At 68.3% G+C, this 24,620-nt stretch carries 20 protein-coding genes and 1 pseudogene; 7 read left to right on the top strand and 14 right to left on the bottom strand.

Annotated elements, in window-relative coordinates:
• Nucleotides 1–15: 15 nt before the first annotated feature.
• Genes OYT95_RS25355 through OYT95_RS25345 form a run of 3 tightly spaced genes read left to right on the top strand, consistent with a single transcriptional unit; the run spans nucleotide 16 to nucleotide 5,603 of the window.
• On the top strand, nucleotides 16–642 hold the full coding sequence (locus OYT95_RS25355) for a TetR/AcrR family transcriptional regulator (protein ID WP_268789453.1): 627 nt from the start codon (nucleotides 16–18) through the stop codon (nucleotides 640–642).
• Between the two features lie 33 nt (nucleotides 643–675).
• Nucleotides 676–2,385 carry an AMP-binding protein gene (locus OYT95_RS25350; RefSeq protein WP_268789452.1) on the top strand — a complete coding sequence of 570 codons (1,710 nt, stop codon included), beginning with the start codon at nucleotides 676–678 and terminating at the stop codon, nucleotides 2,383–2,385.
• Nucleotides 2,382–5,603, top strand: a complete 3,222-nt coding sequence (locus tag OYT95_RS25345; RefSeq protein ID WP_268789451.1) for an acetyl-CoA carboxylase family protein — start codon at nucleotides 2,382–2,384, stop codon at nucleotides 5,601–5,603. The genes OYT95_RS25350 and OYT95_RS25345 overlap by 4 nt, the downstream gene beginning before the upstream one ends.
• Before the next feature lie 32 nt (nucleotides 5,604–5,635).
• Here the strand turns inward: OYT95_RS25345 and OYT95_RS25340 are convergent, their stop codons facing one another.
• From OYT95_RS25340 to OYT95_RS25295, 10 genes are all read right to left on the bottom strand, one after another.
• A complete protein-coding gene (locus tag OYT95_RS25340; protein WP_268789450.1) occupies nucleotides 5,636–6,625 on the bottom strand; it encodes an MDR family oxidoreductase in 990 nt (329 codons plus the stop codon).
• Nucleotides 6,626–6,713: 88 nt separating this feature from the next.
• Complete coding sequence (locus OYT95_RS25335; RefSeq protein WP_268789449.1) at nucleotides 6,714–7,784, bottom strand: L-idonate 5-dehydrogenase; 1,071 nt, start codon at nucleotides 7,782–7,784, stop codon at nucleotides 6,714–6,716.
• A gap of 35 nt (nucleotides 7,785–7,819) precedes the next feature.
• Nucleotides 7,820–8,758 (bottom strand): sugar kinase, encoded by a 939-nt coding sequence (locus tag OYT95_RS25330; protein ID WP_128641271.1) that lies wholly within the window; start codon nucleotides 8,756–8,758, stop codon nucleotides 7,820–7,822.
• Nucleotides 8,758–9,372, bottom strand: coding sequence for a bifunctional 4-hydroxy-2-oxoglutarate aldolase/2-dehydro-3-deoxy-phosphogluconate aldolase (locus tag OYT95_RS25325; protein ID WP_037226187.1), 615 nt, complete (start codon nucleotides 9,370–9,372; stop codon nucleotides 8,758–8,760). Before OYT95_RS25325 ends, OYT95_RS25330 begins: the two co-directional genes overlap by 1 nt.
• Entirely contained in the window at nucleotides 9,369–10,748 is a 1,380-nt protein-coding gene (locus OYT95_RS25320) for an MFS transporter (RefSeq protein ID WP_268789448.1), read from the bottom strand. Before OYT95_RS25320 ends, OYT95_RS25325 begins: the two co-directional genes overlap by 4 nt.
• A 50-nt stretch (nucleotides 10,749–10,798) precedes the next feature.
• Nucleotides 10,799–12,328 carry a mannitol dehydrogenase family protein gene (locus OYT95_RS25315; protein ID WP_268789447.1) on the bottom strand — a complete coding sequence of 510 codons (1,530 nt, stop codon included), beginning with the start codon at nucleotides 12,326–12,328 and terminating at the stop codon, nucleotides 10,799–10,801.
• 5 nt (nucleotides 12,329–12,333) lie between these two features.
• On the bottom strand, nucleotides 12,334–13,551 hold the full coding sequence (manD, locus tag OYT95_RS25310) for a D-mannonate dehydratase ManD (RefSeq protein ID WP_268789446.1): 1,218 nt from the start codon (nucleotides 13,549–13,551) through the stop codon (nucleotides 12,334–12,336).
• Entirely contained in the window at nucleotides 13,548–14,552 is a 1,005-nt protein-coding gene (locus tag OYT95_RS25305; RefSeq protein ID WP_037226196.1) for a 2-hydroxyacid dehydrogenase, read from the bottom strand. The genes manD and OYT95_RS25305 overlap by 4 nt, the downstream gene beginning before the upstream one ends.
• A complete protein-coding gene (locus tag OYT95_RS25300) occupies nucleotides 14,553–15,569 on the bottom strand; it encodes a LacI family DNA-binding transcriptional regulator (protein ID WP_268789445.1) in 1,017 nt (338 codons plus the stop codon). It abuts the gene before it with no gap.
• Between the two features lie 112 nt (nucleotides 15,570–15,681).
• Nucleotides 15,682–16,656: an MsnO8 family LLM class oxidoreductase gene (locus OYT95_RS25295; protein ID WP_268789444.1), complete on the bottom strand. Its 975-nt coding sequence runs from the start codon at nucleotides 16,654–16,656 to the stop codon at nucleotides 15,682–15,684.
• A gap of 141 nt (nucleotides 16,657–16,797) precedes the next feature.
• On the opposite strand from OYT95_RS25295, the gene OYT95_RS25290 reads away from it, so the two are divergent.
• Nucleotides 16,798–17,925: a nitric oxide synthase oxygenase gene (locus OYT95_RS25290; RefSeq protein WP_268789443.1), complete on the top strand. Its 1,128-nt coding sequence runs from the start codon at nucleotides 16,798–16,800 to the stop codon at nucleotides 17,923–17,925.
• Here OYT95_RS25290 and OYT95_RS25285 read toward each other — a convergent pair.
• Nucleotides 17,913–18,383, bottom strand: coding sequence for a group II truncated hemoglobin (locus tag OYT95_RS25285; protein ID WP_009475460.1), 471 nt, complete (start codon nucleotides 18,381–18,383; stop codon nucleotides 17,913–17,915). The two genes, OYT95_RS25290 and OYT95_RS25285, sit on opposite strands and share 13 nt — an antisense overlap.
• A 68-nt stretch (nucleotides 18,384–18,451) precedes the next feature.
• Between OYT95_RS25285 and OYT95_RS25280 the strand changes: the two genes are divergently transcribed.
• The gene (locus OYT95_RS25280; RefSeq protein ID WP_268789442.1) at nucleotides 18,452–19,030 is read left to right on the top strand and encodes a TetR/AcrR family transcriptional regulator; all 579 of its coding nucleotides are present in this window, start codon (nucleotides 18,452–18,454) and stop codon (nucleotides 19,028–19,030) included.
• An 8-nt stretch (nucleotides 19,031–19,038) separates the two neighbouring features.
• Here the strand turns inward: OYT95_RS25280 and OYT95_RS25275 are convergent, their stop codons facing one another.
• Nucleotides 19,039–20,463, bottom strand: a complete 1,425-nt coding sequence (locus OYT95_RS25275; RefSeq protein WP_112300185.1) for an MFS transporter — start codon at nucleotides 20,461–20,463, stop codon at nucleotides 19,039–19,041.
• Entirely contained in the window at nucleotides 20,460–20,912 is a 453-nt protein-coding gene (locus tag OYT95_RS25270) for a MarR family winged helix-turn-helix transcriptional regulator (protein ID WP_037226211.1), read from the bottom strand. The genes OYT95_RS25275 and OYT95_RS25270 overlap by 4 nt, the downstream gene beginning before the upstream one ends.
• A gap of 256 nt (nucleotides 20,913–21,168) precedes the next feature.
• Here OYT95_RS25270 and OYT95_RS25265 point away from each other — a divergent pair, with 256 nt between their 5' ends.
• Together OYT95_RS25265 and OYT95_RS25260 are read left to right on the top strand one after the other, a co-directional pair.
• Complete coding sequence (locus OYT95_RS25265) at nucleotides 21,169–22,365, top strand: L,D-transpeptidase (protein WP_268789441.1); 1,197 nt, start codon at nucleotides 21,169–21,171, stop codon at nucleotides 22,363–22,365.
• A gap of 9 nt (nucleotides 22,366–22,374) precedes the next feature.
• Nucleotides 22,375–23,784, top strand: coding sequence for an FAD-binding oxidoreductase (locus OYT95_RS25260; RefSeq protein ID WP_128641260.1), 1,410 nt, complete (start codon nucleotides 22,375–22,377; stop codon nucleotides 23,782–23,784).
• 570 nt (nucleotides 23,785–24,354) lie between these two features.
• On the opposite strand, the pseudogene OYT95_RS25255 reads toward OYT95_RS25260, so the two are convergent.
• Nucleotides 24,355–24,548, bottom strand: a pseudogene (locus OYT95_RS25255) (hypothetical protein); the annotation flags it as partial.
• Nucleotides 24,549–24,620: the final 72 nt, after the last annotated feature.

Below are 24,620 nucleotides of genomic sequence, written 5' to 3'. Positions count from 1 at the left end.
ACATCAACACATACTGTGACCGTGACCACAAGTGAGGCTCAGGAGCGGGCGCGGTCGGCGCGGAAAGACAACGACGGTCCCCGCCGCCGCGAACTCCTGTGCGCCGCGAGCGCCTGCTTCGCCGAACTCGGCTACGACCGGACGACCGTCGAAGTGATCACCACCCGGGCCGAAGTGTCGCGGGCAACGTTCTACGCCTACTTCTCGTCGAAGGACGAGGTGTTCCACGCCGTCGCCGCCGACGTGTGCGAGGAGTTCCTCGAGGCCCAGCACGTGGAAGGACCGGCCGGCGAGGACCTGCGAGAGGTGCTGCGCACCACCACGAAAGCGTTCGTGGAAGCCGTATACACCAACGGGCGCGTCCTCGAACTGATCAGGCACCGCGCCCGGCTCGACCCCGAGGTCGGCCGAAGCTGGACCACCGTGCAGACCCGGCTCATCCGCCGCTACACCCGGTTCATCGAGCGCATCAACGCCTCGTGCGACGTCACACCGTGCGCGCCGCCCGCCCGCATCGCGCAGACCCTCGCCGACGCCCAGCTCGCGGGCGCCGCCCGGCTGGTGGACGCGACGGCCCGTGAACAACGCCGGTACACCGCCGACCTGACCGCCATCTCCGAAAGACTCATCGGCTTCGCCTAGCAACGACAATCCGCACAGAATCGGGAGTTCGGTATGCCCACTTCGCCTTCGAGCGACCCCACGGCACTGGAATCGGCCCTCGCCGAGATACGCGAACTCCAGGACGCCGCGTGGCCACCGCAGGTACCGCGGACGGTCGAGTACCCGATCGAGGGCCGCACCGTGATCGACTACCTGCGGCACTGGGCATCGGAGCGACCGCAGACCGTCGCGATCGACTTCTACGGTCGTGCCATCACGTACGCCGAACTCGACGAACTGTCCGACCGCTTCGCCGGCTGGCTCCGGAGGCGGGGCGCGGCCGCCGGCGACCGCGTCGGCGTCCATCTCACCAACTGTCCGCAGTTCCATGTCGCCATGCTCGGGATCCTGAAGATCGGCGCCGTCCACGCCCCGATCAACCCGTTGTTCCGGGAGCACGAACTCGCATACGAACTCGTGGACGCCGGTGTGGAGATCCTGCTGACCCAGAATTCTTTCGCGGACATGGTCGACTCCGTGCGCGACCAGACGGCGCTGCGGCACGTCGCGGTCACGGCGCTGTCGGACATGCTGCCGGACGAACCCAGCGTGGCACCACCTTTCCCCCACGCCTCCGCAGTCACCGACTGGGCGGAGATCATGAACACCCCACGCGCCGAGCCGATTCCGATGGATCCCGACGCGCTGGCGGCACTGAACTACACCGGGGGCACCACCGGGATGCCGAAGGGCTGCGAACACACGCAGGCGCACATGGTCTACACCGCCGCCACCGCGACGCTGGCAGGCGGCAGGCAGGTGGGCGAGGCTCCCCCGGTGGTCCTCGGATTCCTGCCCATCTTCTGGATCGCCGGCGAGGACTTCGGCATCCTGTATCCGCTGATCAACGGCGGCACCGTCGTGCTCCTCAACCGCTGGGACCCGGACGCCGCGGCGACGCTCGTCGAAAGTCGTGGGGTGACGTCGATGGTGGGGACGGTCGACAACTTTGTGGAACTGATGGACCTGCCCGGCTTCCGCGACAGAGACTTCTCCACCCTCGACAACGCGATGGCCGTGTCGTTCGTGCTCAAACTCGACCCCGCGATTCGCGGGCGCTGGCGCGACGCCACCGGTCACGTGCTGCGGGAAGCGAGCTACGGTATGACGGAGACGCACACCGCAGACACCATCACGCTCGGTTTCCAGACCGGCGACGAAGACCTGCTCAGCCAACCCGTGTTCTGCGGACTCCCGGTTCCGGGCACCGACGTGTTGATCGTCGACGAGGCCGGTGCGCCCGTGCCGGTGGGGCAACCCGGACAGATCATCGTCCGCAGTCCGTCTCTGCTCACCGGTTACTACGGCAAACCCGATGCCACCGCCGCCGCGCTCCGCGACGGCTGGCTCCAGACCGGCGATGTCGGCAAGCTGAACGGCAAAGGCGCACTGCACTATCTGGCGCGCAACAAGGAAATGATCAAGACCAACGGAATGAGCGTGTTCCCCTCCGAGGTGGAGGCACTGCTCCTGCTGCATCCCGACATCCAGTCGGCCGCGGTCGTCCCGAAGCCCGATCTGGGCAAGGGTCAGGTGCCGTTCGCCTTCGTCCAGCTCCTGCCCGACCGCCAGGTTTCCGCAGAGGAACTGCGGGAGTGGGCGGCCCGGAACATGGCCACCTACAAGGTCCCCACCGTCGAGGTCCTCGACGCCCTGCCCATGACGGCGACCGGGAAGGTCCGCAAGGCCGACCTGTTCGCTCTGGCCGAGGAGTACAAGTGACCCTGCTGGTCGCCAATCGTGGCGAGATCGCGCTCCGCATCATCCGCACCGCCGAGGAGATGTCTGTCGACACCGTCGCCGTCTACGCGGAGGACGACGCGGACAGCCCCCACGTGCGCGCCGCGACCGAAGCGGTCGCACTCCACGGTTCCGGCCCGTCCGCCTACCTGGACACTCGGGCCATCCTCGACGCGGCCGCGGAGTTCGGTGCCACGGCAGTGCATCCCGGGTACGGCTTCCTCAGCGAGAACGCCGACTTCGCACGTGCGTGCGCCGGGGCCGGGCTGACCTTCGTGGGACCGAGCCCCGAGGTGCTCGACATCTTCGGCGACAAGTCGTCCGCACGCGAGGCCGCGGTCGCCGCGAAGGTACCGGTGCTCGCCGCGACCACCGGTCCCACCGACCTCGACGGCGTCCGCACGTTCTTCGCGGAACACCCGGGCGGCATCATGATCAAGGCGCTCGCGGGCGGCGGCGGTCGCGGCATCCGTGCCGTCCGCAGCGCAGACCGGATCGACGAGGCCTACCGGCTCTGCGCGTCCGAGGCGCAACTCGGATTCGGCAACCCCGCACTGTTCGCCGAGGCACTGCTCGACGGCGCCCGGCACGTCGAGGTGCAGGTGGTGGCGGCGCAGCAGGCGGGCGCGACGAGGGCCCTGGCCGTCGGGGACCGCGACTGCAGCGTGCAGCGTCGCCACCAGAAACTCGTCGAGATCGCCCCCGCGCAGGGGCTCGATCCCGGACTGCGCAGCGACCTGCACGAGGCCGCGGCCCGGCTGTGCGCCAGTGTCGGATACCGGGGACTCGCCACCGTCGAATTCCTGGTGTCCCGGGACGGCTTCGTGTTCCTGGAGGTCAATCCCCGAATCCAGGTGGAACACACGGTCACCGAGGAGGTGACGGGTATCGACCTCGTCGCCGTGCAGATCGACATCGCGCGGGGAGCGGATTTCGGGGACCTTGTGCTGCCGGACGGGATCAGCGCCGTGGGGCTCGACACGTCGGGCGTCCCCGCCGTCGCGCGCGGGATCGCCGTCCAGGCGCGCGTGAACATGGAAACGATGCGCCCCGACGGTCAGGCCGTCCCCGCAGCGGGCACCCTGTCGGTCTTCTCGCCGCCGGCGGGACCGGGTGTGCGGGTGGACACCTACGGCCGGCCCGGGCTGTCGCCGAGCCCGCGGTACGACTCGCTGCTCGCGAAGGTGATCGTGCATTCGCGGGGCCCGTCGTTCTCGGCCGCGGTGCGCAAGACGGATGCGGCGCTCGCCGAGTTCGTCGTCGAGGGCGTTCCCACCAATATCGGCTTCCTCCGGGCGATTCTGGCCGATCCCGGCTTCGCCGACGGCGTCGTCGGCACCGACCATCTCGCCGAGCGGATGAGTGCGCTCGTCGACGCCGCGCACGTGCACCAGCCGGCGGAGGTGGCGTCGGAGGCACTCGAGTTGCGGGCCGGCGAGGACGTGTTGCGCGCCCACATGGCCGGGACGGTCGTGGAGTCGACCGGAGAAGGGGCGACCGTGGAGTCGGGTGCCCAACTCGTCGTGCTCGAGGCCATGAAGATGCAGCACGTGATCGCCGCCCCCGCGGGCGCGGTGGTCGAGCGGAATCTGGTGTCGCCCGGGCAGACCGTCAACGCCGGTGACCCGTTGGTCGTGATCCGCCACACCGGATCAGAGGCAGGCGACGTCGCCGACAGCGCAACCGATCTGGATCGTGAGCGCGCTGATCTGGCAGAGATCCGGCAGCGGCACGACGTGACCCTCGACGCCGCCCGGCCCGCCGCAATCGCGAAGCGCACGAAACTCGGGAGACGCAGCGCACGCGCCAACATCGACGATCTGGTCGACCCCGGCAGCTTCGTCGAATACGGACCCTTGGTCCTGGCCGCGCAGCGCAGCCGCCGCTCCGAGCAGGATCTGATCGAGAACACCCCCGCCGACGGTCTCGTCGCCGGACTCGCCACCGTCAACGGTGACGTGTTCGGCCCGCGCGACGCCCAGGCGGTAGTCCTGTCGTACGACTACACGGTGCTCGCCGGAACCCAGGGCATGCGCAACCACGCGAAGACGGACCGGGTGATCGAACTCGCCGGCCGCAAGCAGGTTCCGGTCGTCCTGTTCGCCGAGGGTGGCGGCGGACGGCCCGGCGACACCGACGCCGGCCCGGCAGCGGGCCTGGACCTGAACACCTTCCGGTCGCTGGCGGCGCTGAACGGGAAGGTCCCGCTGGTGTCGGTCGTGTCCGGTCGCTGCTTCGCGGGCAACGCCGCCCTGGCCGGAGTCTGCGACGTCCTCATCGCCACGCCCGACGCGAACATCGGCATGGGCGGCCCGGCGATGGTGGAGGGCGGCGGGCTGGGCGTGTACCGGCCGGAGGACATCGGGCCCGTCGACGTGCAGCGACGCAACGGCGTCATCGACCTGCTCGCCCGGGACGAGGCGCACGCGGTCGAATTGGCGAAGAAATACCTCTCGTACTTCCAGGGCGCGCTCCCCGACTGGGAGGCCCCCGACGAACGGCTGGCACGCCACGTCGTCCCGGAGAACCGGTTGCGCGCCTACGACGTGCGCAGTGCCGTGGAATCCATCGCCGATGTCGGCTCGGTCCTCGAACTACGCCGCGACCACGGCGTCGGCATCGTCACCGCGCTGATCCGGGTCGAGGGAGCCCCGTACGGTCTCGTCGCGAACAGCAGCCACCACCTCGGCGGCGCGATCGACGCGGTCGCGGCGGACAAGATGGCCCGCTTCCTGGAGCTGTGCGAATCGTTCGGTCTGCCCGTCGTCTCACTGTGTGACACACCGGGATTCATGGTCGGACCCGACTCGGAGAAGGAGGCCACGGTTCGCCGGTTCGGGAAACTGTTCGTCGCGGGCGCGCGGATGACCGTGCCGTACGGGACCATCATCCTGCGCAAGGGGTACGGCCTCGGCGCGATGGCCATGGCGGGCGGCTCCTTCCACGCGTCCGAGTTCACGGTCGCGTGGCCGACCGGCGAGATCGGGGCGATGGGACTGGAAGGCGCAGTGCGGCTCGGCTTCCGGAAGGAACTCGAGGCCATCGACGACCCCGCCGAGCGCGACACCGCGTTCGCGCACCTCGTCGACGCCGCCTACCAGCACGGGAAGGCCCTCAACGCGGCGACGATCTTCGAACTGGACGACGTGATCGACCCGGCCGACTCCCGTGCCTGGATCGTGCGCCTCCGGCGCCCGTGAGTACTTGTTAACCGCGGGACGTTAATAAGTACTCACGGGGCGACAGCCACGACGGCCCGGCCCGAGTAGGTGCCGGCTCGCACCTGGTCGATCACCGAGACGACATCCGCGATCGGAACGTCGTGGGTGATCGACTCGAGCCGGGACGGCGCGAGGTCGGACGCGAGACGGCCCCACAGCCGGCGCCGCTGGTCGATCGGGTACTGCACCGAATCGATCCCGAGCAGGCTGACACCACGCAGGATGAACGGCAGGACCGTGGTCTCCAACTTCGGTCCGCCGGTCAGCCCGCTCGCCGCGACCGCGCCGCCGTACTCGATGGTGCTGAGCACGTGTGCGAGGGTGGCGCCGCCGACGCAGTCGACCGCGGCGGACCACTGGGCCTTGCCGAGCGGACGCGGTTTCGTGTCGGGCTCCGGGAGTCGTCCGATCACCGTGCTCGCGCCCAGTTCGGTGAGCAGTTCCGCCTTCTCCGGCTTTCCGCTCGACGCGACCACCTCGAAGCCCGCCGCCGACAGCAGGTCGACGGCGACGGTGCCGACGCCGCCACTGGCACCGGTCACGAGCACCGGACCGTTGCCCGGCGCGACTCCACGGGACAGCAGTGCCTCCACGCTCATCGCGGCCGTGAAGCCGGCGGTCCCGATCGCGGCGGCGGTGCGGGTGGACATGCCGTCGAGTTTCACCACCCAGTCGGCCGGAACGCGGGCGAACTGCGCGTACCCGCCGTGCCGGGCGGTGCCGATGTCGTAGCCGTGCGCGACGACCGTGTCGCCGACGGAGAACTCCGGGGACTGCGATTCGACGACGGTGCCTGCCACATCGATGCCGGGCACGATGGGGTACTCGCGGACCACTCCACCCTTCGGCGTGAGCGCCAGCGCGTCCTTGAAGTTCACGCTGGAGTACTCGACCTGGATCGTCACCTCGCCCTGCGGGAGGAACGACTCGCCGACCGTCTCCTGGGAGAGGCCGATGGCACCCTCGTTCTCGCGAGCGATCCAGGCGGTGAATTCCTTCATCAGCTTGCTCTCCTGACCTCGGGGGTGCGTCGAGACCATCATGCGACAGCCGTGCCCCGCAGACGAGGCCGGGGCGAAGTTCCCCGGATCAGAACCTGAGGAGCACCTTGCTCGACGACGACGCATCCCTGGCCGCCGCGAAGGCGGTGATCGCATCGGCGACGTCGTACTCGGCCGTGACGATCGGATCGACCACCAGCGAACCGTCGGCGAGGGCGGCCACCACCTCGTCGATCTCGTCGTTGAACCGGAACGAGCCGACCAGGTCCAGTTCCCGGGTGATTGCAATCGACACGGGTACCGGCTGATCACCGGACGGAAGCAATCCGACCATCACGACCCGGCCGCCGCGGGCCGTTCCGTGTATCGCCGATGCCAGACCGCGATGGTTGCCCGAGCATTCGATGGTGACGTCCGCTGCCACGGCCGCGACTGCGTCGGCATCGGTTGCGGTGAGTGTCTCGTCCGCACCCACGGCGCGCGCGATCCTCAGCGGGTACTCGTGCATGTCCACCGCCGTGATCTTCCCGGCGCCCGCTCGCTTCAGTACCGCCACCACGAGCGCGCCGATGGGTCCGGCACCGATGACGAGGACCGACCTGCCCTTCACGTCCCCTGCTCGCGCGACCGCGTGCCACGCGACGCTCGCCGGCTCGGCCAGTGAGGCGAGACGAAGGTCGAGGCCGTCGGGAAGAACCCGGAGCATGCGCGTCGGGACGGCGACATGGCTGACGAACAACCCGTCCGCGTGCGGGAAATGCGCCGCACTGCCCAGGTATGTGCATCCGGGGGAAATATTGGGGCGATCGGCCGGATACTTCGCGCTGTCGCCGCCGGGGGTCGCGGGATGGATGGTGACGGGGGTGCCTGCGCCGGGACCGCTTCCGTCCGTCGCGCCGATCAGGACGGTGCCCGATGCCTCGTGTCCGAGCCGCATCGGTGCGCGAAGGATCGATTCGCCGGCGGCGCCGTGCTGCCAGTAGTGGAGGTCGGATCCGCAGATCCCGCCGTAGGCGATGCGGATCACCGCTTCGTCGGCCTTCGGTGCGGCGATCGGCACCTCCTCCACGCGCAGGTCCTGCGCACCGTGGGCGACGACCGCCTGCGCGTGCGTCGGAACCTCGGTGGCTTCGGAGGCGGTGGTCGGGCTGGTGTTCATCGGTGACATCCAGTTCTGTCGGAGGTCGGAGCTCGTCATCTGGTGACGGGTTCCGTGGTGGTGAGGAGTCCGAGTTCGTCCCGGCGCGGCATGCCCTCCCAGTCGCCGGACACGGTGCATGCGAATGCCCCCACCGTCACAGCGGTTTTCAGTCGGTCGGCGGGTGCCTTCCCGGCCAGGCGTTCCGCGAGGTAGCCGGCGACGAAACCGTCTCCCGCCCCGACGGAGTCCACCACGCTCACCGGCACCGCGGGGAGGGAGTACGTCTCTCCGTCGACCATCGCCAGGCATCCCTGGTCGCCCAGCTTCAGGATGCTCTCGCGTGGTCCGAGGTCGCGGACACGGGCGACGAGTTCGGCGGGGGTGCCCTCGCCCACCGCGATCGCGGCCTCGTCCTCACCTGCGAAGACGATGTCCGACAACGCGATCAGCTCACGGAAGACGGGGCCCGCGTCGTCCGGCGACCACAGCGCGCGGCGATAGTTGAGATCGAACGACACCGGAATACCCAGTGCGCGTGCCCGTTCGACGCAATGCAGGGTGGTCTTCCTGGCAGAGTCGGACAAGGCTGGGGTGATGCCGGTGACGTGCAGCAGGGACGCCGACTCGAGGCGGGCGTCCGCGATGTCCGACGTCGTCAGCCGCGACCCCGCGCTGCCGGTCCGGTAGTACCAGACGCGGGTGGCGGTGGCGGTTCGCCGCTCCTTCACCATCAGTCCGGTCGGAGCATCCGGATCGCGGATGACATCGGCGGTAATTCCCTCGGCCCGGAGTTCCCGTTCGATCAGGTCGCCCAGGCTGTCCTGGCCGACGCGACCGATCCAGGTGACGTCGACGCCGAGTCGCCGCAAGGCGATCGCGAAGTTCGATTCGGCGCCGCCGATTCCCAGGTGGAGCGTCGATGTGTGGGCGAGTGCACCGGTGTCCACAGCCCGGGTGAGGGCCATCGTCTCGCCGAATGTCAGCACCGCCATCACACGACCTCCAGTTCGGCGACGACGTCGCCGAGGCGCCGGCATCGTTCGGCCAGCTGACCGAGGTCGCCGCCGCGGAGTGCGTCACCGATCAGCGGGCCGCCGAGGCTGACCGCCGCCGCTCCGGCGGCGACCCACGCGGGGACGTCCTCGATGCTCACCCCACCCGAAGGGACGACCTGGATGTCGGGGAAGGGTCCGCGCAGGTGCCCGATGTACTCCGGTCCGACTACCGATGCCGGGAACAGTTTCACGGCAGTCGCACCGGCGTTCCATCCGTTCCACAGTTCGGTCGGGGTGAATCCGCCCGGATAGATGGGGATTCCGGCACGGACAGCCGTGGCGATGACCTCGAGGTTGGTCGTCGGCGTCACGAGGAAGTCGGCTCCCACATCGAGGGCGGCGCGGGCCTGGTCGACGGTGGTGACCGTCCCGACCCCGATCTCGACGCCGTCGGGTGCGTCGCGCCGGATGCTGCTCAGGGACTCGAGGGTGCCCGGCGTGCTCATCGTCAGCTCGACGGCGCGCACGCCGTTCTCGGCGAGGACGTTGACGACGGGGGCGTACCGGTCGGCGTGCGCGGCGCGCAGCACCGCGATGACGGAGGAGGTCATGCCGCCGTCACCTCACGGTCGGTGGCATTGGCGGCCAGCGTGAGGTCGCGGTCCCGGGTTTCCGGTGCCATCGCCGAGGCGATCAGAACGGTCACGGCCATCACGATCATGTAGACGGCCACGGGGATCCACGAGCCGGAGAAGGCCGTGACGAGGGCCGCACAGATCAGCGGTGCGACACCGCCCCCGAAGATCGAGGCGAATTCACGGCCGAGAGTGACGCCGGCGTAGCGGTAGCGGGAGCCGAAGATCTCCGGGAAGTAGCTCATGGTGACGCCGACGGCGCCCTGGCAGGCCAGGATGAAGCCGACGATCATCGCCATCGTGATCAGCAGGTGTGAGCCGGTGTTCAGGGCCAGGAAGGTCGGGACGGGCAGGATGATGAGAGCGATCACGATCGAGATGTACACCGGCTTGCGGCCCACCCGGTCGGAGAGACGGCCGAACCCGTAGGCGGCGATGCCGCCGCAGATGGCGCCGACCAGGAGCACCTTGGGAATGAAGGTGGGGTCGACGTGGACGTCGTTCTTGAGGTACGACGCCATGAACACCTGGTAGGTGTACGACTGCGCGCTGATGCCGATCGTCATGAACATGACGATGAACAGCGGCTTCTTGCCGTTCGCGAAGATTTCCTTGACGGGTGTCTTCGGAACCTGGTGCTGCTCCTTGAGTTCCTGGAACACCGGGCTCTCGGTCAGCTCGCGGCGGATGACGAACGCGGCGACGGTGACGAGCAGACTGCTGATGAAGACCAGACGCCAACCCCAGGACATGAGCTGCTCTTCCGGCAGGAGCTGCGCGGCGATCCACGCGACTGCGCCGAGAGCAGTGCCCAGCGCGGCCCCGGTCATCACCAGAGCTGCGAGACGACCTCGCCTGCCTATCTGCGCCGTCTCCGTCAGAAGGGTTGCACCGCCGGACTGTTCGGCTCCCGCGCCGAAGCCCTGGAAGAACCGGCAGGCGACGAGGAGAGCGGGTGCGAGCAGCCCGACCTGACTGTAGGTGGGCAGCAGGCCGATACCCAGTGTTGCGCCGCCCATCAGCATCAGCGTCGCGACGAGCACCCACTTGCGGCCGAGACGTTCTCCGTAACGCGAGAAGAACAAGCCGCCGAGCGGCCGGGCGAGAAACCCGACGGCGTAGGCGCTGAAGCTCGCGAGGATGCCCGCCGCGGGCGAGATGTTCGGAAAGAACAGTGTGTTGAAGATCAGCGCCGAGGCGGTGCCGTAGATGACGAAGTCGTACTGTTCGAGCGTGGTGCCGATGAGTCCCGCCCACGCCGCCCGGCGGACCGCGGACGGGTCTGCCTCGGGTGTGCCGCCTGCGCGGCCGGGAGTTTGCGGGTTCACCGTGGGGTCGAGTGTAGTGTCCATGGATTCCTCCATTGGTGGTTCCCGGACTTGTCCGGGCAGGGGTGAGGGAGTCAGATGGTCGCTCTGGACTGCAGCGAGGTGATCGTCCCGAGGTCCGGGTCGGATGCTTCGGCGGCGGCGACTGCCGGCCCGTGGCGGACGATGATGTCGACGAAGTCGGCGATCCGCGAGACGAACTCGGTGTGCGAAGCGAGAGTGCTGGGAAACAGACCTCCGTCGACGAAGACGGAGCGAACGAATTCGGTAGTGGAAGCGGCGTTGTCGGCCATTCCTGCCAGGCGCGGTCGAGCGGGGTCGGTCATGGATCGTGCGTGGGGGCCGGGATCGAACCCGGGCAGTGGGGCAATGCAGCAGAGGTATGCCGCGACCGTGAGAGACAGGTACTGCGGGACGGTACCGCGGCCGAGATGTTCGAGTGCGGGGATCGGGATGCGCTGCGCCAGCTTGACCGATCCGTCGGAGCCGACCTGCGAGGTACGGTGCCCCAGAGCGGTATTGGACCAGCGCGAGAACAGTTGTCGGATGTAGTCGTCCGTGTCCACCGATTCGGGAACGGTGACCGTCGGCAGGTACTCGTCGCACAGGATCCGCCGCGCGGCGGCCTCGACGAACGGTTGCGCCACGGACTCGGGGATGGTGGCGCGCCCGTCGAGAGCGCCGAGGTAGGCGATGAGCGAATGCGTTCCGTTGAGCAGTCGGACCTTCATCAGCTCGTAGGGCTCGACGTCGTCGGTGAACAGCGCGCCGCCGTGCTCCCAGACGGGACGGCCGGCGGCGAACCGCTCCTCCATGACCCACATCGTGAACGGCTCGGCGGGGACGGCGATCGTGTCCCGCACGCCGAGGTGTGCCAGTGCCGCCTCGTTGTAGCGGTCCGCACCGGACGGCACGATCCGGTCCACCATCGAGTTGGGGAACGTCACGGACGAGGTCATCCAGGACAGCATGTCGTCGCGGAGCGGCGGCGCGAAGGTGCCGACGAACTCGCGTACGAGCCTCTCGGTCTGACGCCCGTTGGACAGCAGGTTGTCGCAGCTGAGGATCGTGATCGGGGCGGCGTGTGTGCTCGCCCGCCGGGCCAGTCCGCGGGCGATCTGCCCGATCGTGGTGCGGGGCGTCCGCACCTCGGCGAGGTCGCGGCGCACGGCGTCGGAGTCGAGGTCGAGGGAACCGGTCTCGGGTGAGACCGTGTACCCGTGTTCGGTCACCGTGATCGTGACAATTTTCGTCGCCGGGTCCGCGATGGCGCGGACGACGGACTCCGGGTCCTGTTCGGCCACCAGGGTTCCGGTGTGCGAACCCGGGACGCTCACACGAGAACCCTCCGGCGAGATCTCGACGACGCTGTACAGGAGGTCCTGCGCGTTCATCGCATCGGCGACGGCGCGCGAACGGCTCGCCACACCGAGAATGCCCCAGGGTCCGGGTTCGTGTTCCATCGCGAGCGCGGTGTACACCGCCTGGTGCGCGCGGTGGAAGTTGCCCAGGCCCAGGTGCACGATCCCGGTGCCTTCCGGCACCCGCCGGTGGATCAATGCCGCAGAGGGAACGTGTCGGCGAGAGAGTGTCGGTTCGGACATGCCCGTCACCAATCCGTCATGGAGCCGTCGCGGCGCCGGGCAACCGGGAGATACGCCTGCTCGTACGGATACTTTTCCGCGAGTTCCTCGTTCATGTTCACTCCGATACCCGGAACGTCGCCGGGGGTGAGGTGACCGTCCGAGAACGACCACGCGTGGGGGAAGACCTCGCTGACGAGCGGGTCGTAACCCATGTACTCCTGGATTCCGAAGTTCGGTGTCGCGAGCCCGAGGTGCAGGCTCGCGCCCAGGGAGATCGGTGAGACGTCCGACGGGCCGTGCGGTCCGCCGCGAACCTGGTACACCTCGGCGAGCGCGAAGATCTTGCGGACGTGGCTGATTCCGCCTGCGTGGACGATGCCCACGCGGATGAAGTCGATCAACTGCTCGGTGATCAGGTGCTGGCAGTCCCAGATCGTGTTGAAGACCTCGCCGATCGCCAGGGGTGTCGTGGTGTGGTTGCGCACCAGACGCAGCGCATCCTGGTTCTCGGCCGGCGTGACGTCCTCGAGCCAGAACAGGTCCACGTGCTCGACCGACTTCCCCAGCCGCGCGGCCTGCTGCGGGGTGAGCCGATGGTGGGCGTCGTGCAGCAATTTGAGTTCGGGACCGACGTGTTCGCGAACGGCCTCGAGGATCCGGGGGGCATGGTTGAGGTACGCGTCCGTGTCCCACACTTCTTCGACCGGGAGGGCGCCGCGGCTCGCGGGCTCGTATCCGGCGGCGCCCTGGTGAACGCCGTACACCGAATCCAGGCCGGGAACCCCGGACTGCACTCGAATCGCCTGAAAGCCCTTCTCACGCTTCGCGTCGACGGAGTCGAGCAGCGCGGGCGCGTCCCACCCGGTCGCGTGGGTGTAGGAGAGCACCCGGTCGCGGACGGCACCGCCGAGCAACTGGTAGACGGGCTGGCCGAGGGTCTTGCCCTTGATGTCCCAGAGGGCGACGTCGACGGCGCCGATCGCGGCCATCGTGACCGGCCCGCGCCGCCAGTACACGCCGCGGTAGAGGTATTGCCAGGTGTCCTCGATCCGCGCCGGGTCGCGTCCGATCAGCAAGGGAGCGACATGGTCCCGGAGGTACGACGCGACGGACAGTTCACGGCCGTTGAGCGTGGCGTCACCGTAACCGACGACGCCGTCGGCCGTGGTGATCTTCAGGGTGACGAAGTTGCGGGTGGGGCTGCAGACCAGTACGTCCGCGGAAATGATCTTGTCGGTCATGCTCGTGATCCTTTCGAGCCGACGGCGGGAGCGACGACGTTGCGCAGTTGCTCGCCGCGGGCGAGTCGAGTGATGTTGTCGGCGATGTCGTCGACGCGGCCGACGAAAGTCTGTCGTGACACCCCGGAAGAGTGCGGTGTCATCAGGATGTTGGGGAGTTCGGAGAACGGCAGAGCGCTGGGCGTCCCGCGACCGTCGGGTCCGGGATAGTCGTACCAGACGTCGATGGCCGCAGCCGCGATGGTCGACGAGGACAGTGCGTCGAACAGTGCCTGCTCCTGGACGAGTGGTCCGCGGCCCACATTGACCAGCACACCGTCGCTGCCGAGTGCGCGCAGTTCGTCGGCGCCGATCATGCCCCGCGTCCGGTCGTCGAGTGGTGCGGACACGACGACGACATCGGATTCGACGAGGAGACGCCCGAGCTGGGAAACGTCCGCCGCCCAGTCCAATCCCGCACTCGGGGCGTCGACGTTGCCACGGCCGGTCACGGCCGCTCCCGTCGCGCCGAATGCTCGGAACAGATTCCACGTGGCGTGGCCGATGTGGCCGAACCCCACGAAACCCACTTTCGCGTCCTGCAGCGAATTCGACTGTGTGAGACGGTCGTCGTAGACCGAGGTCGCCCAGACCCCCTGCCGGAGCGCCTTGTCCTGAGCCACGAAACCGCGCCGGAGCATCACCGCGGTCGCCACGACGTACTCGGCGATCGACTTCTCGTGGTGGAAGGTGTTCGCCACCAGCACATCCGGCGCCAGGGCGTCGAAGGCGATGTTGTCCGTTCCTGCACCGGCGACGTGGACGAGGCGCAGCCGCTCTGCAGACGACGCCAGGGATGATGTGAACTTTCCCCCGACGTAGACGTCGGCATCGCGAAGATCCTCGGCCAGGGCCGCTTCGTCGAAGCCGTCGTGCCAGGACAGCCGCGAATCGGACGGAACCGTGGCCTCGAGCCGGGATCGGTGCGGAATCAGGTTGCGGTCAGCAACAACGATTTTCATCTAGCGGCTCTCTTTTCCGGGGCGAAACACCCGATCGTGCGCCGGTCCGGCCGAAGCACGGACGACCAGTTGAGTGGGGAGGTGGATTTCTCGGGTATCGGAGTCCGGCTCGTTCGCGCGCTGGAACACCAGGTCCAGACTCAGCACGCCGGCTCGTGCCATCGGCACGTTGATGCTCGTGAGCGCGGGGCTGGCGAGTTCGGCCAGCGGCGAGTCGTCGATGCCGACGACGCTCAGGTCCGCCGGCACCGAGAAGCCCATTGCGCGGACGCCGTTCATCACTCCGATGGCCATCGGATCGTTGTGCGTGATCACGGCGCTCGCGCCCGTCGCGATCACGCTCGCAGCCGCGGCATGACCGCCGGCGAGGGTTTCCTGCTGCCAGCCGAGCAGGCTCAGCTGCACATCCCGGGCCTTGCAGAGTTCCTCGACCGCGGCGACGCGACGCTGGTTCGACCAGGACTGCGGCGAGCCCTGGACGTAGGCGAGGTGCTCGTGCCCGAGGGCGACGAGGTAGTCGACGGCCTGACGAATTCCGTCCTCGGAGTCCGCCACGATGCAATCGCATTCGGGTGACGAGCGGTTGACGAGCACCAAGGGGGTGTCACCGGCGAGCTGCACGATGTCCGATGCGGGCAGCCGCGGAGCGCAGACCACGAGCGAGTCGACGCGTGACTGCAACTCGCCGAGAACCTCACGCTCACGGTCGGCGCTGCCGTCGGTGTCGGTGAGGAGCACCGTCTGGCGCCGGTGCCACCCCTGAGCCTGCGCCGCCTTCACGAAGCTCGCGAACACCGTGTGCCCGATGTCGGGCACCACGACCGCGACGGTGGTGGCGGTGGGGCGCACCACGTCGGTGCGCGTCGGTGACGCCGCCCTGTAGCCGATCTCGTCGGCGACCGCGATGATCCGCGCGAGCGTGTCGGGTCCGATCCGGTCCGGGGCACTGAAGGCCCGCGACGCGGTGGACAGGGATACCCCTGCGCGTTGAGCGACCTCGGTCAAGGTGGGTGCCACGGTGCTACCGCCTCGCTGTTCGTTGTGACTGCCGACACACACTATCCACCGTCTTGCGCAAGATTGTCAATACTTGCGCAAGGCTTGCGGCAACCGTGGGCGTCGTGCGCGTTCACACGTCCAGGATCGACAACAGCCGGTCGGATTCGAACAGCGCCGCCCGGTCGAACGTCGACGTCGAGGCCAGGAGTTCGTCCGCGCCGGTGCGCGCGGCCAGCGCGTCGAGCGCGACCGTGACCTGCTCGGCGGTGCCGTGGATCGACGTCGCGATCGAGGCGTCGACCTGTTCGCGCAGCCGCGAAGTCCACGCCCGACCCCGGATGTCCGCGACCGATTCGAGCGGCGGGAACTCGCCGGTCCGACTCGACTGCGCCAGCGCCCACGCCTCCGGAAGTAGCAGCTCACGCGCCCGGTCTTCGTCCTCGGCGATCATCACCTCGAGCGAGATCATCACGTACGGGGACCGATTTCCGGCGGACGGGACGAAGCTGTCGCGGTACCGGTCGAGTTCCGGGACGCGGGTACCCGACCCTCCGAGGACCGGCCCACCGACCACCACCGGCAGACCGGCCTTCGCAGCGAAGTCGAGCCCCCGCCGGGTGGCGAGAACGAATATCGGCGGCGGACTCGTCACCTGGGGACGGGCCGTCACGGCGCCCTTGCCCTCGAGATAGCTCCGCACCTCGTCGAGGTCGTCGGCGAACGTGTCGGGGGCGTCGCGGTCACGGCGCAGCGCCTCGCGCACCGGCTTCGTGAACCCGAGCGACCGTCCGACCCCCAGATCGATCCGGCCCGGGTACATCGCCTCGAGCATCAGGAACTGCTCGGCCACCACGAGAGGCTGGTGATTCGGCAGCATCACACCCCCCGAGCCCAGCCGGATCCGGTCGGTGCGGGCGCCGAGGGCAGCGAGCAGCACGGGCGGCGACCCACTCGCGATGCCCGGCACGGCATGATGCTCGGCCACCCAGAACCGATGGAAACCCAGCTGCTCGGCACGCACCGCCCGCTCGATCGTCCCGGTCAGCGCGGCAGAGTCGGGCACACCCCGTCGCGTGCGGGACCGGTCCAGAATCGAGAGCTTCACCTCCGAGGCAACGGTCCGCCGGCCGACGGTATTTCCTCACCCCGCCCGCACTCGGTGGACGAGTGTGCCCGCTTCGCTGACATACTGACCGCCGCAGGATCCACGATCGCCGGGAGGTCAATGGTGAGCAGCACAGGGACTATGTCGTACTCGCTGGACGTCACGTCGCGGTCCGCAGCGCAGATGCGGGAGTGCGCAGAGTTCTTCAGCGAGCCCGAGCTGGCCCACCTGCCCACGGCCCGCCTCGCGGACGCACTGGAGTCGCTGGCGGAGACGGGCCGCTACGAGCACACCGTGGAGGAACTGGAAGTCGGCTCGCAGCTGGCCTGGCGCAACCACGCCCGGTGCGTCGGTCGCAAGCACTGGCGCACGCTGAAGCTGATCGATGCCCGGCACGTCACCACCGCGGACGAGATTGCGGAGGCGTGCTGGGAGCACCTGCGGGTCGCGACGAACGGCGGCGCCCTGCGCTCGGTCATCACGGTCGGTCCCCTACCGCTGGCGGACGGACGCGAGTACAAGATCGTCAGCCCGCAACTGATCCGGTACGCGGGCTACCGCCACGCGGACGGGACGGTGACCGGGGACCCCGCCCAGGTCGGAATCACCGAGGCGGTGACGAAGATGGGGTGGCGGGGCGCAGGCACGCCGTTCGACGTGCTGCCGCTGCTGGTCAGCACACCCGACGAGACGCTGCGCTGGTACGAGATTCCATCCGAGCTGGTGCTCGAGGTCGAGATCGAGCACCCGGACTACGCCTGGTTCGCCGATCTCGGTCTCAAGTGGCATGCCGTTCCCGCCGTGTCGAACATGAGCTTCTCGGTCGGCGGGCTGACCTACCCGCTCGCCCCGTTCAGCGGGTGGTACGTGAGCACGGAGGTCGGGGCCCGCAACCTCAGCGACGAGGATCGGTACGACATGCTGCCCGCGATCGCCGAACGGCTGTGCCTGGACACGACATCGGAGCGGACGCTGTGGCGCGACCGCGGACTGGTCGAACTGAACCGCGCGGTGATCCACAGTTACCGGCAGGCCGGCGTGCACATGGTCGATCATCACACCGTTGCCAAGCAGTTCATCAGCCACGTCGAACGCGAAGCGTCACTCGGCCGGAAGTGCCCGACCGACTGGTCGTGGATCAACCCGCCGATGTCGGCGGCACTCACCCCCACGTTCCACCGGCTCTACGACGCACCCGACATGGACATCCGCCCGAACTTTCTCCCGGCCGCCAGCTCGGGTTGCCCGATCTCCGGTCAGCCGCGGTAGGGCGGGGCGACGCCCCAACCCCAGTGCGGTACGGGTGCGTGCTCGACCACCTCGGCGCCAGGGCTCGAGTTCTGCAACGCGAGCCTGGTGCCCCACTCGACGTATGCCATGAAGGCCGAGCGGAATTCGGGGTCGGACGGCAGCCCGGCGTCGTCGGCGGCAAGACTCATCGTCGCGGCGAAGCGGTGCCGCTGCTCCCGGCTGATGTCCAGACCGATGTGGTGTCGCAACATCCGTTCGTAGCCACCGAGTCGGTCGGTGTAGCCGGGTGGACCGCCGAACACCTCGCACCACCACAGCGTCACGTTGCGGCGATGCTCCTCGTGCACTCCGCCGGGGAACATCGGGGACAGCAGGTCGTCGCGCTCCACCCGGTCGTAGAAGGCATCGATCAGCCGCCGGAACGACTGCTCACCGCCTGCCCATTCGTACAGGGACGGTGTTTCCTGATCACCCATGGGAGCTCCTCATCTCCGTCTTCTCCATTACGATACACACCAGCATTGGATTGAAACGAGGATCGAGCATGACTGTGACCGGGCGCAGCCGCGACACCGACATCGACACTCGCGTGCTGAAAGTGGCGGGCAGGCAATTGTCCCGGGCCGGATACGACGCGATGTCGATCGCCGCGATCGCCGCGGAGGCCGGCACCACCCGGCAGGCGCTGTACCGGCGGTGGGCGTCGAAGTCGGAGCTCGCCGCCGCCGTCGTGGCGCAGTTGGCCGACGAACGGTCGGGGCGGTCCTCGGCCGATCCCTTCGGGGATCTGGTGCGCGAGCTGACCGACTTCCAGCGCGGGGTGTCGCGGAGCGGCCGGTTGTCGCTGGTCGGCACGATGCTGCAGGACACGACGGACGCCGACGTCCGCGCGCAGTACCGCGCCCGGGTGGTGGCGCCGCGCCGGCGTCGAATCCGCGCCATCCTGGACCGCGCCGCCGAACTGAAGCTGATCGACGCCGACGCCGATCTCGACGTCGCCGTCTCGATGACCACCGGCAGTTGGTACGGCCGGGCGTTGGCCGGTGATCGCCCACCCGCCGATTGGCCGGCCCGGACCGCGACATTGATCTGGCGGGCCGTCGGCGGGACGCCGCCTGCCTGACGCGGTTGCTACGCCGTCGACGCGTTCGTCGACCGCCGGTCCCCCATGTTCCGTGACATCAGGACACCGATGAGGAGGAGGACACCCGCGACGGCGATGAACCAGCCCGTGCGGTGCAGTCCGTCGTCGCCGATCACATGACCGGCGGTGGTCTGCAGCACGACGGCGGACAGGTTCGCTCCGATGTACTGCACGGTGCGGTACATCCCGATCGCCGTGCCCACTTCCTCCACGGACGTGACCGAGCTGATCAGATTCTGATTGCCGATATTGTTGAATCCATTGGGAATTCCCAGCACCGCGGCCACCAGGAGAAGCACGACGATCGGGGCCGTACTGCTCTCCACCGACGCCAGGAGCAGCCCGCCCACCAGGAGCGCACATGTCCCGACGGTGAGCGTTCGGCGCACCCCGTACCGCCGATACGTCCGTGACGCGAACAACGTGGAGCCGATACCGACGACGGCGACGGGCAGCATCGTCAGACCCGCCTCGGTGGCGCTCATTCCGCGGGAGTACTGCAACCATTGCGGGATGCCGAAGAAGACACAGTAGAACGCGGTGTAGGTGAGGAGGGTGCGGGCGAGTGTGGCGCTCAGCGCACGGTTTCGGGCCAGGGCCCGAACGTCGATGAACGGCTCGTCCGCCCGCCGTTCCCATTGGACGAACAGGGCCAGCACCAGCACCCACACGGGGATCAGCCACCACACGGGGTCGGTGGTGAGCGACAGCAGGAACAGCATCGTCGACGAGACGAGCCCGAGGAACAGGACGACCCCGGCCACGTCGAGCGCGTGCAGCAGTTGCCGGCCGCTGACCGAGATGCCGCCGACGAAGCCGACCTTCGCGAATTTCGTGACCGCGACCGCGCTGAACGCGACGATCGGGAGGTTGATCCACATGATCGACTGCCAGCCGAACGCCCCGACGAGCAGTCCGCCGAGCGTCGGGCCCAGTGCCACGACCGCCTGGCTGCAGATCGCGAGGGTCGTGATCGCGGTGCGCGGTTGCGCGCCATGTCGCTCCGCGTACCCGCGAATCATCGTCATCGCATTGGGATACTGTGTCGCGGTTCCGATTCCGACGAGGATGCGGGAAAAGATGAGCCAGCCGACGCTGGGTGCGAGCAGACCGGCGATCGAGCCCAGCGCTACCAGGGCGAGGCCCCCGAGGTAGACCTTCCGGGCTCCGAGCAGCGCGCCGAGCTTGCCTGCCATCGGGGCGGTGACGGCCGTGGCGATGTAGAGCCCCGAGATCACCCACGTGATCCCGGACGAGGAGCCGAACTGGGCGGCGATGCCGACGATCGCCACCGCGATCATCGACGAGTTCAGCGGCTGGAGGATGCTTCCCGTGGCGACGGAACCGCTCACCCGGAACGGGACGGACGGGGACTTCTGGGCGAGGCCGGTATCGGCGACGGTCGCGCTCACGAGTTCATCAGTGACTCCTGCGGCGCCGGTTCGGGAGTTCCGGCGAGCCGGCGGAGTAGCCGTCCGGCGATGAAGAGGAGGTCACGTTCGGCGTCGGTGCATTCGGCGGCCAGCGCGGCCGTCAGCCACTCGCTACGCCGCGACCGGTCGTCGACGAGCGTCTGCAACCCCAGCGCGGTGATCGCGACGATGCTCGCTCGCGCGTCCTGGGGATCCACGGTCCGGGTAACCATGCCAGATTCCTCGAGTATCGAGACGGTCCGCGCGATGGACTGCGGCGCCACCTGCTCGAGATCGGCGAGAGCGCGTGCGCTCATCGGACCTTCCCGGTCGAGATGCGCAAGGGCCTGGAGCTGAGAGGGGGTGAGCAGGTGCCCCGCTCGCTGGGTCCGGATACGTCGGTTGAACAGAACGACGTCCTCGCGGAGCTGATCGACCTTGCGGTCCATTGCGGCCTCCCTCTCACAGTCAGGTTCATTAGCCAGTCTAGCTGTTTTATTTCCGGTCTTCAATGAACGTAATCGTCCTGATATCGACGAAACGGACAGTAATTTTCATCAGCACTGCTGTCTAATACACCGAGGGGAGGCGCCACGCGCTCGAATTCCTGCAGGTAGGGCGAGCGGGGCGGGTGTCTCACAGGAACCTCCGAGGCGATCGCTGGCAGTATGAGGACGGCGAGCGCTGATCCAGATCCGAAAGAAGGTGGTCGTGACTCTTCGCACACGGACAGCCGGCATTGTCGCGGTGGTGGCCATGACGTTCCTGGCCACGGCATGCACCATCGGAGACACCGGCACCTCGGAACCCCCGACCACCTCCCAGTCCGCGCCCGCCTCGATTGCCGTCCCCGCCGCCGACGGGGCGCCGATCAACCCGACCACCCCGATCGTGGTCACCGCGACGGGCGGCCGGCTGACGGCCGTGACCGTCACGAATCCCGCGGAGCAGAACACACCGGTCGCCGGACACCTCACTCCCGACGGCACGAACTGGACGAGCAGCCAACCGCTGGGCTACGGCTCCACGTACACAGTCGTCGCGGACGCGGTCAACCCCGACGGCGCCCCGGTCGAGCAGACCTTCACCGTCACGACGTTGACGCCCGGCACCACCGCGTACGCGAACGTCGTCCCGGCACCCGAGGTCGTCGCGGACACCGGGATCGGCGTCGGCCAGCCGATGGTCTTCCAATTCACCGCACCGGTCGTGAACAAGGCCGAGGTGCAGCAGCGACTGCAGGTGACGACGACACCGCCGCAGCCCGGCGCCTGGTATTGGACCGACGACCAGAACGCGCACTACCGAGCGGCGGGATACTGGGCGCCCGGCACCAAGATCCACATCGAGGCCGACGTGTACGGCGTCGATCTGGGCGACGGGATCTTCGGCGCCGAGAACAACGCTGCCGACTACACCGTGCACGACTCGTGGGTGGCCAAGGCGGACGGGGCGAGCAAGATGCTCACCGTGTTCCACAACGGCGTCCAGGAGAACGCGATGCCGATGAGTCTCGGCACCCCCGACCACCCCTCGCACGAGGGTCCGCACGTGATCTCCGACAAGCAGCAGAGCATCATCATGGACTCCTGCACGTACGGGGTCTGCGCCGGCGACCCCGACTACTACCGCGAAAAGGTCGATCTCAACCTGCGGATCTCCAACGACGGCGAGTTCGTCCACTCGGCGCCGTGGTCGGTGGGCGACCAGGGCAGCAGCAACGTCTCCCACGGCTGCGTGAACCTGGCACCCGCCAACGCGCAGTGGATGTTCGACCATTTCGGTATCGGCGACGTCGTCGAAATCACCAACTCGGGCGGACCGCTCCTGCCCGTGTGGGACACGTACGGGGACTGGGAGGTCCCGTGGGATCAGTGGCAGGCAGGTAACGCAACCGGATAGGAGGCGCTCGTGAGTTCACCATCCGCGGAATGTGTCGCGCAGTTGAAGGCGGTTCTCCCGCACCGGGTTCATCTGCCGGACACCGACGACTACCGCACCGCACTGGGCAGAGTGTTCTTTCCCGATGCCGCGAGACGCCGGCCGTCCTGCGTCGTCCAACCGGTGTCCGTGGAGGAGGTCTCCACCGTCATGAGGGTCGCGCATCGGACGGGCGGCACCGTCACCGTCCGCGGCGGTGGGCTGAGTTCCAACTGCGTCGCCGACGATGCCGTCATGCTCGACCTGTCGGCGCACCTGAACACGGCCCGACCCGACGACGACCGGGTGGTCGTCGCCGGCGGTGCCACCGTGGGAACCATGCTGGACGCGCTCGCACCCACCGGCCGGGTGGTACCGGTGGGGATCGTGGGCCACGCCGGGTTCGGACTCGTCACCCGCGGCGGCGTCGGATACCTCACTCGCAGTCTGGGATTGACGCTCGATCAGCTCGTCGAGGTCGAACTCGTGCTTCCGTCCGGCGAGGTCGTCCACCTGTCCGATGCCAGCACCGGCGACGAGGCGGATCTGTGGTGGGCGGTCCGGGGTTGCGCGCCGTGCTTCGGCGTCGTGACGTCGGCGGTGCTGCGGACACACCCGGTGGGTCCGGTGTGGGTCGACCGCATGGTGCTCGGACTCGAGGCGCTCGCCACCTACTTCCGTGTCGCCCCGACGCTTCCGCGGGACACGACGATGGGCGCGGTACTCGGCTACAGCGCACTGTCTCCCGAGGAACCCGTCCTCTTCGTGTACACCGCATGTGCGAGCGGGGACGAATCCGACATCGACCGCGCCCGGGCGGCTGCCACCGCGGTCGCCGACGTGTCGGGCAGCGTCCTGTACCGGTCGGAGTTGTCCGGCACCTACCTCACCGGGTTACCCGAATTCGCACCACCCGGACCGGGCGGCGCAGAACCGGAACCGATCCGGCTGCCCGGACCGGGCGAGCGCCGGGGGTCGTTCTTCGGCAAGGCGGTCTTCACCGGACCGACCCTCGACTCCCCACTCGCGGAGGCGTTGGCCACCCAGATCCGCGGGGCGCCGACGCGCGAATGTCGTATCGACTTCCAGCACACCGGCGGAGCCCTCGCCGACGTCGGTGACGGCGACACCGCGTTTTGGGGCCGGAGCGGCGAGTGGAACATTCCGCTCAACGCCATCTGGTCCGACCCCTACGACGGTGCCGCCTGCTTGTCGTGGGCGGGCGGCACCCTCGACGCGCTCGCACCCCACACGATCGGCGTCTACAGCGTCGAGGTCCGGCCGGGCTTTCCCGAGACCGGCGCCGAGATCGACGCGGCCTACGGCGGGAACCTTCGCCGACTGCGAGAACTGCGGCAGAGGCACGATCCGATGGGAGTGCTGACGCACTATCCGCTCTGAGATTCCGGGTGTCACACGCAATCGTCAACGGGAGCCACACCGGCGAAACGGGCCGCGAGGAAAATCGACCGCATCCAGTGCACCGGAGATCAAGTGGCGGTGCGATTTCCGTCGGGGGGACGAACCATCTGCACCGCATCCCCCGCAGCACATGCCTGACGGACGAACTCGTCTGGACCGGGACGGGGACCAACTCGTCCCCTCCGCATGATAGCTGTAGAGAGGTGTTCTCGTCCCGACCGCTGCGAGGCGACAGCACGATCAGGTAGAGGTTGTGGCATCACCCCGCCAGCCTCGCGGAACCTCCGCCATCCGACCGCCATCCGACCGTCTTCGACACGCAGACTGCTAGCGGACATGCCAACCTCCCTGTAGGCGGACACGTTCGTCCCTGCTGACGGACAGCTGATCGCCCTGACGATGGGCATAGGGCCGGCGGTGTGTCGGTCCTGACAACGACGCCCCTCCGGGGTTTTGCTCGAGGTCTTCGACCACCTTGAGCGACTCCCACCGGAGGGACGCATGAAGAAGTCTGACAGGGACATCATGGAAATTCTCGAGGCCTACGACGTAGCCCTCGTCGGCACCGTTGCGGACCATGACACCACCCTTGACCCGGATTACCGCTCTTTTCGGTGTTCCGTCCGGGCGCAACACTCCGGCGCGTTTCATGATTCCTGGGCCTTCACGAGTTTGAGTTTCCTGCTGGCGTCGACACGCAACTCGTTCGTTTCCCCGGACCGGTACCGGGAGACGGCTGCTCTTGGAACTCGCGTTTTGGCGGTGGGAGCTCCTACTCGCCGCGCAACGAGCGTCAGCATCGCGGCCCCGGTGCC

The sequence above is a fragment of the Rhodococcus sp. JS3073 genome (genome assembly GCF_026810085.1).
In the GTDB taxonomy this organism is placed as follows: Bacteria; Actinomycetota; Actinomycetes; order Mycobacteriales; family Mycobacteriaceae; genus Rhodococcus_F; species Rhodococcus_F wratislaviensis.
The sequence above is the reverse complement of the archived record's forward strand: the minus strand, read 5'-3'. Positions and strand labels throughout refer to the sequence as shown.

Bases quoted from the DNA above. Each gene is read 5' to 3' on its own strand.
- OYT95_RS25350 (WP_268789452.1), top strand. From the start codon at position 676: ATGCCCACTTCGCCTTCGAGCGACCCCACGGCACTGGAATCGGCCCTC.
- OYT95_RS25340 (WP_268789450.1), bottom strand. From the start codon at position 6,625: ATGAAGGAATTCACCGCCTGGATCGCTCGCGAGAACGAGGGTGCCATC.
- OYT95_RS25335 (WP_268789449.1), bottom strand. From the start codon at position 7,784: ATGAACACCAGCCCGACCACCGCCTCCGAAGCCACCGAGGTTCCGACG.
- OYT95_RS25330 (WP_128641271.1), bottom strand. From the start codon at position 8,758: ATGGCGGTGCTGACATTCGGCGAGACGATGGCCCTCACCCGGGCTGTG.
- OYT95_RS25325 (WP_037226187.1), bottom strand. From the start codon at position 9,372: ATGACCTCCTCCGTCATCGCGGTGCTGCGCGCCGCGCACGCCGACCGG.
- OYT95_RS25320 (WP_268789448.1), bottom strand. From the start codon at position 10,748: ATGGACACTACACTCGACCCCACGGTGAACCCGCAAACTCCCGGCCGC.
- OYT95_RS25315 (WP_268789447.1), bottom strand. From the start codon at position 12,328: ATGTCCGAACCGACACTCTCTCGCCGACACGTTCCCTCTGCGGCATTG.
- manD (WP_268789446.1), bottom strand. From the start codon at position 13,551: ATGACCGACAAGATCATTTCCGCGGACGTACTGGTCTGCAGCCCCACC.
- OYT95_RS25305 (WP_037226196.1), bottom strand. From the start codon at position 14,552: ATGAAAATCGTTGTTGCTGACCGCAACCTGATTCCGCACCGATCCCGG.
- OYT95_RS25290 (WP_268789443.1), top strand. From the start codon at position 16,798: ATGTCGTACTCGCTGGACGTCACGTCGCGGTCCGCAGCGCAGATGCGG.
- OYT95_RS25285 (WP_009475460.1), bottom strand. From the start codon at position 18,383: ATGGGTGATCAGGAAACACCGTCCCTGTACGAATGGGCAGGCGGTGAG.
- OYT95_RS25280 (WP_268789442.1), top strand. From the start codon at position 18,452: ATGACTGTGACCGGGCGCAGCCGCGACACCGACATCGACACTCGCGTG.
- OYT95_RS25270 (WP_037226211.1), bottom strand. From the start codon at position 20,912: ATGGACCGCAAGGTCGATCAGCTCCGCGAGGACGTCGTTCTGTTCAAC.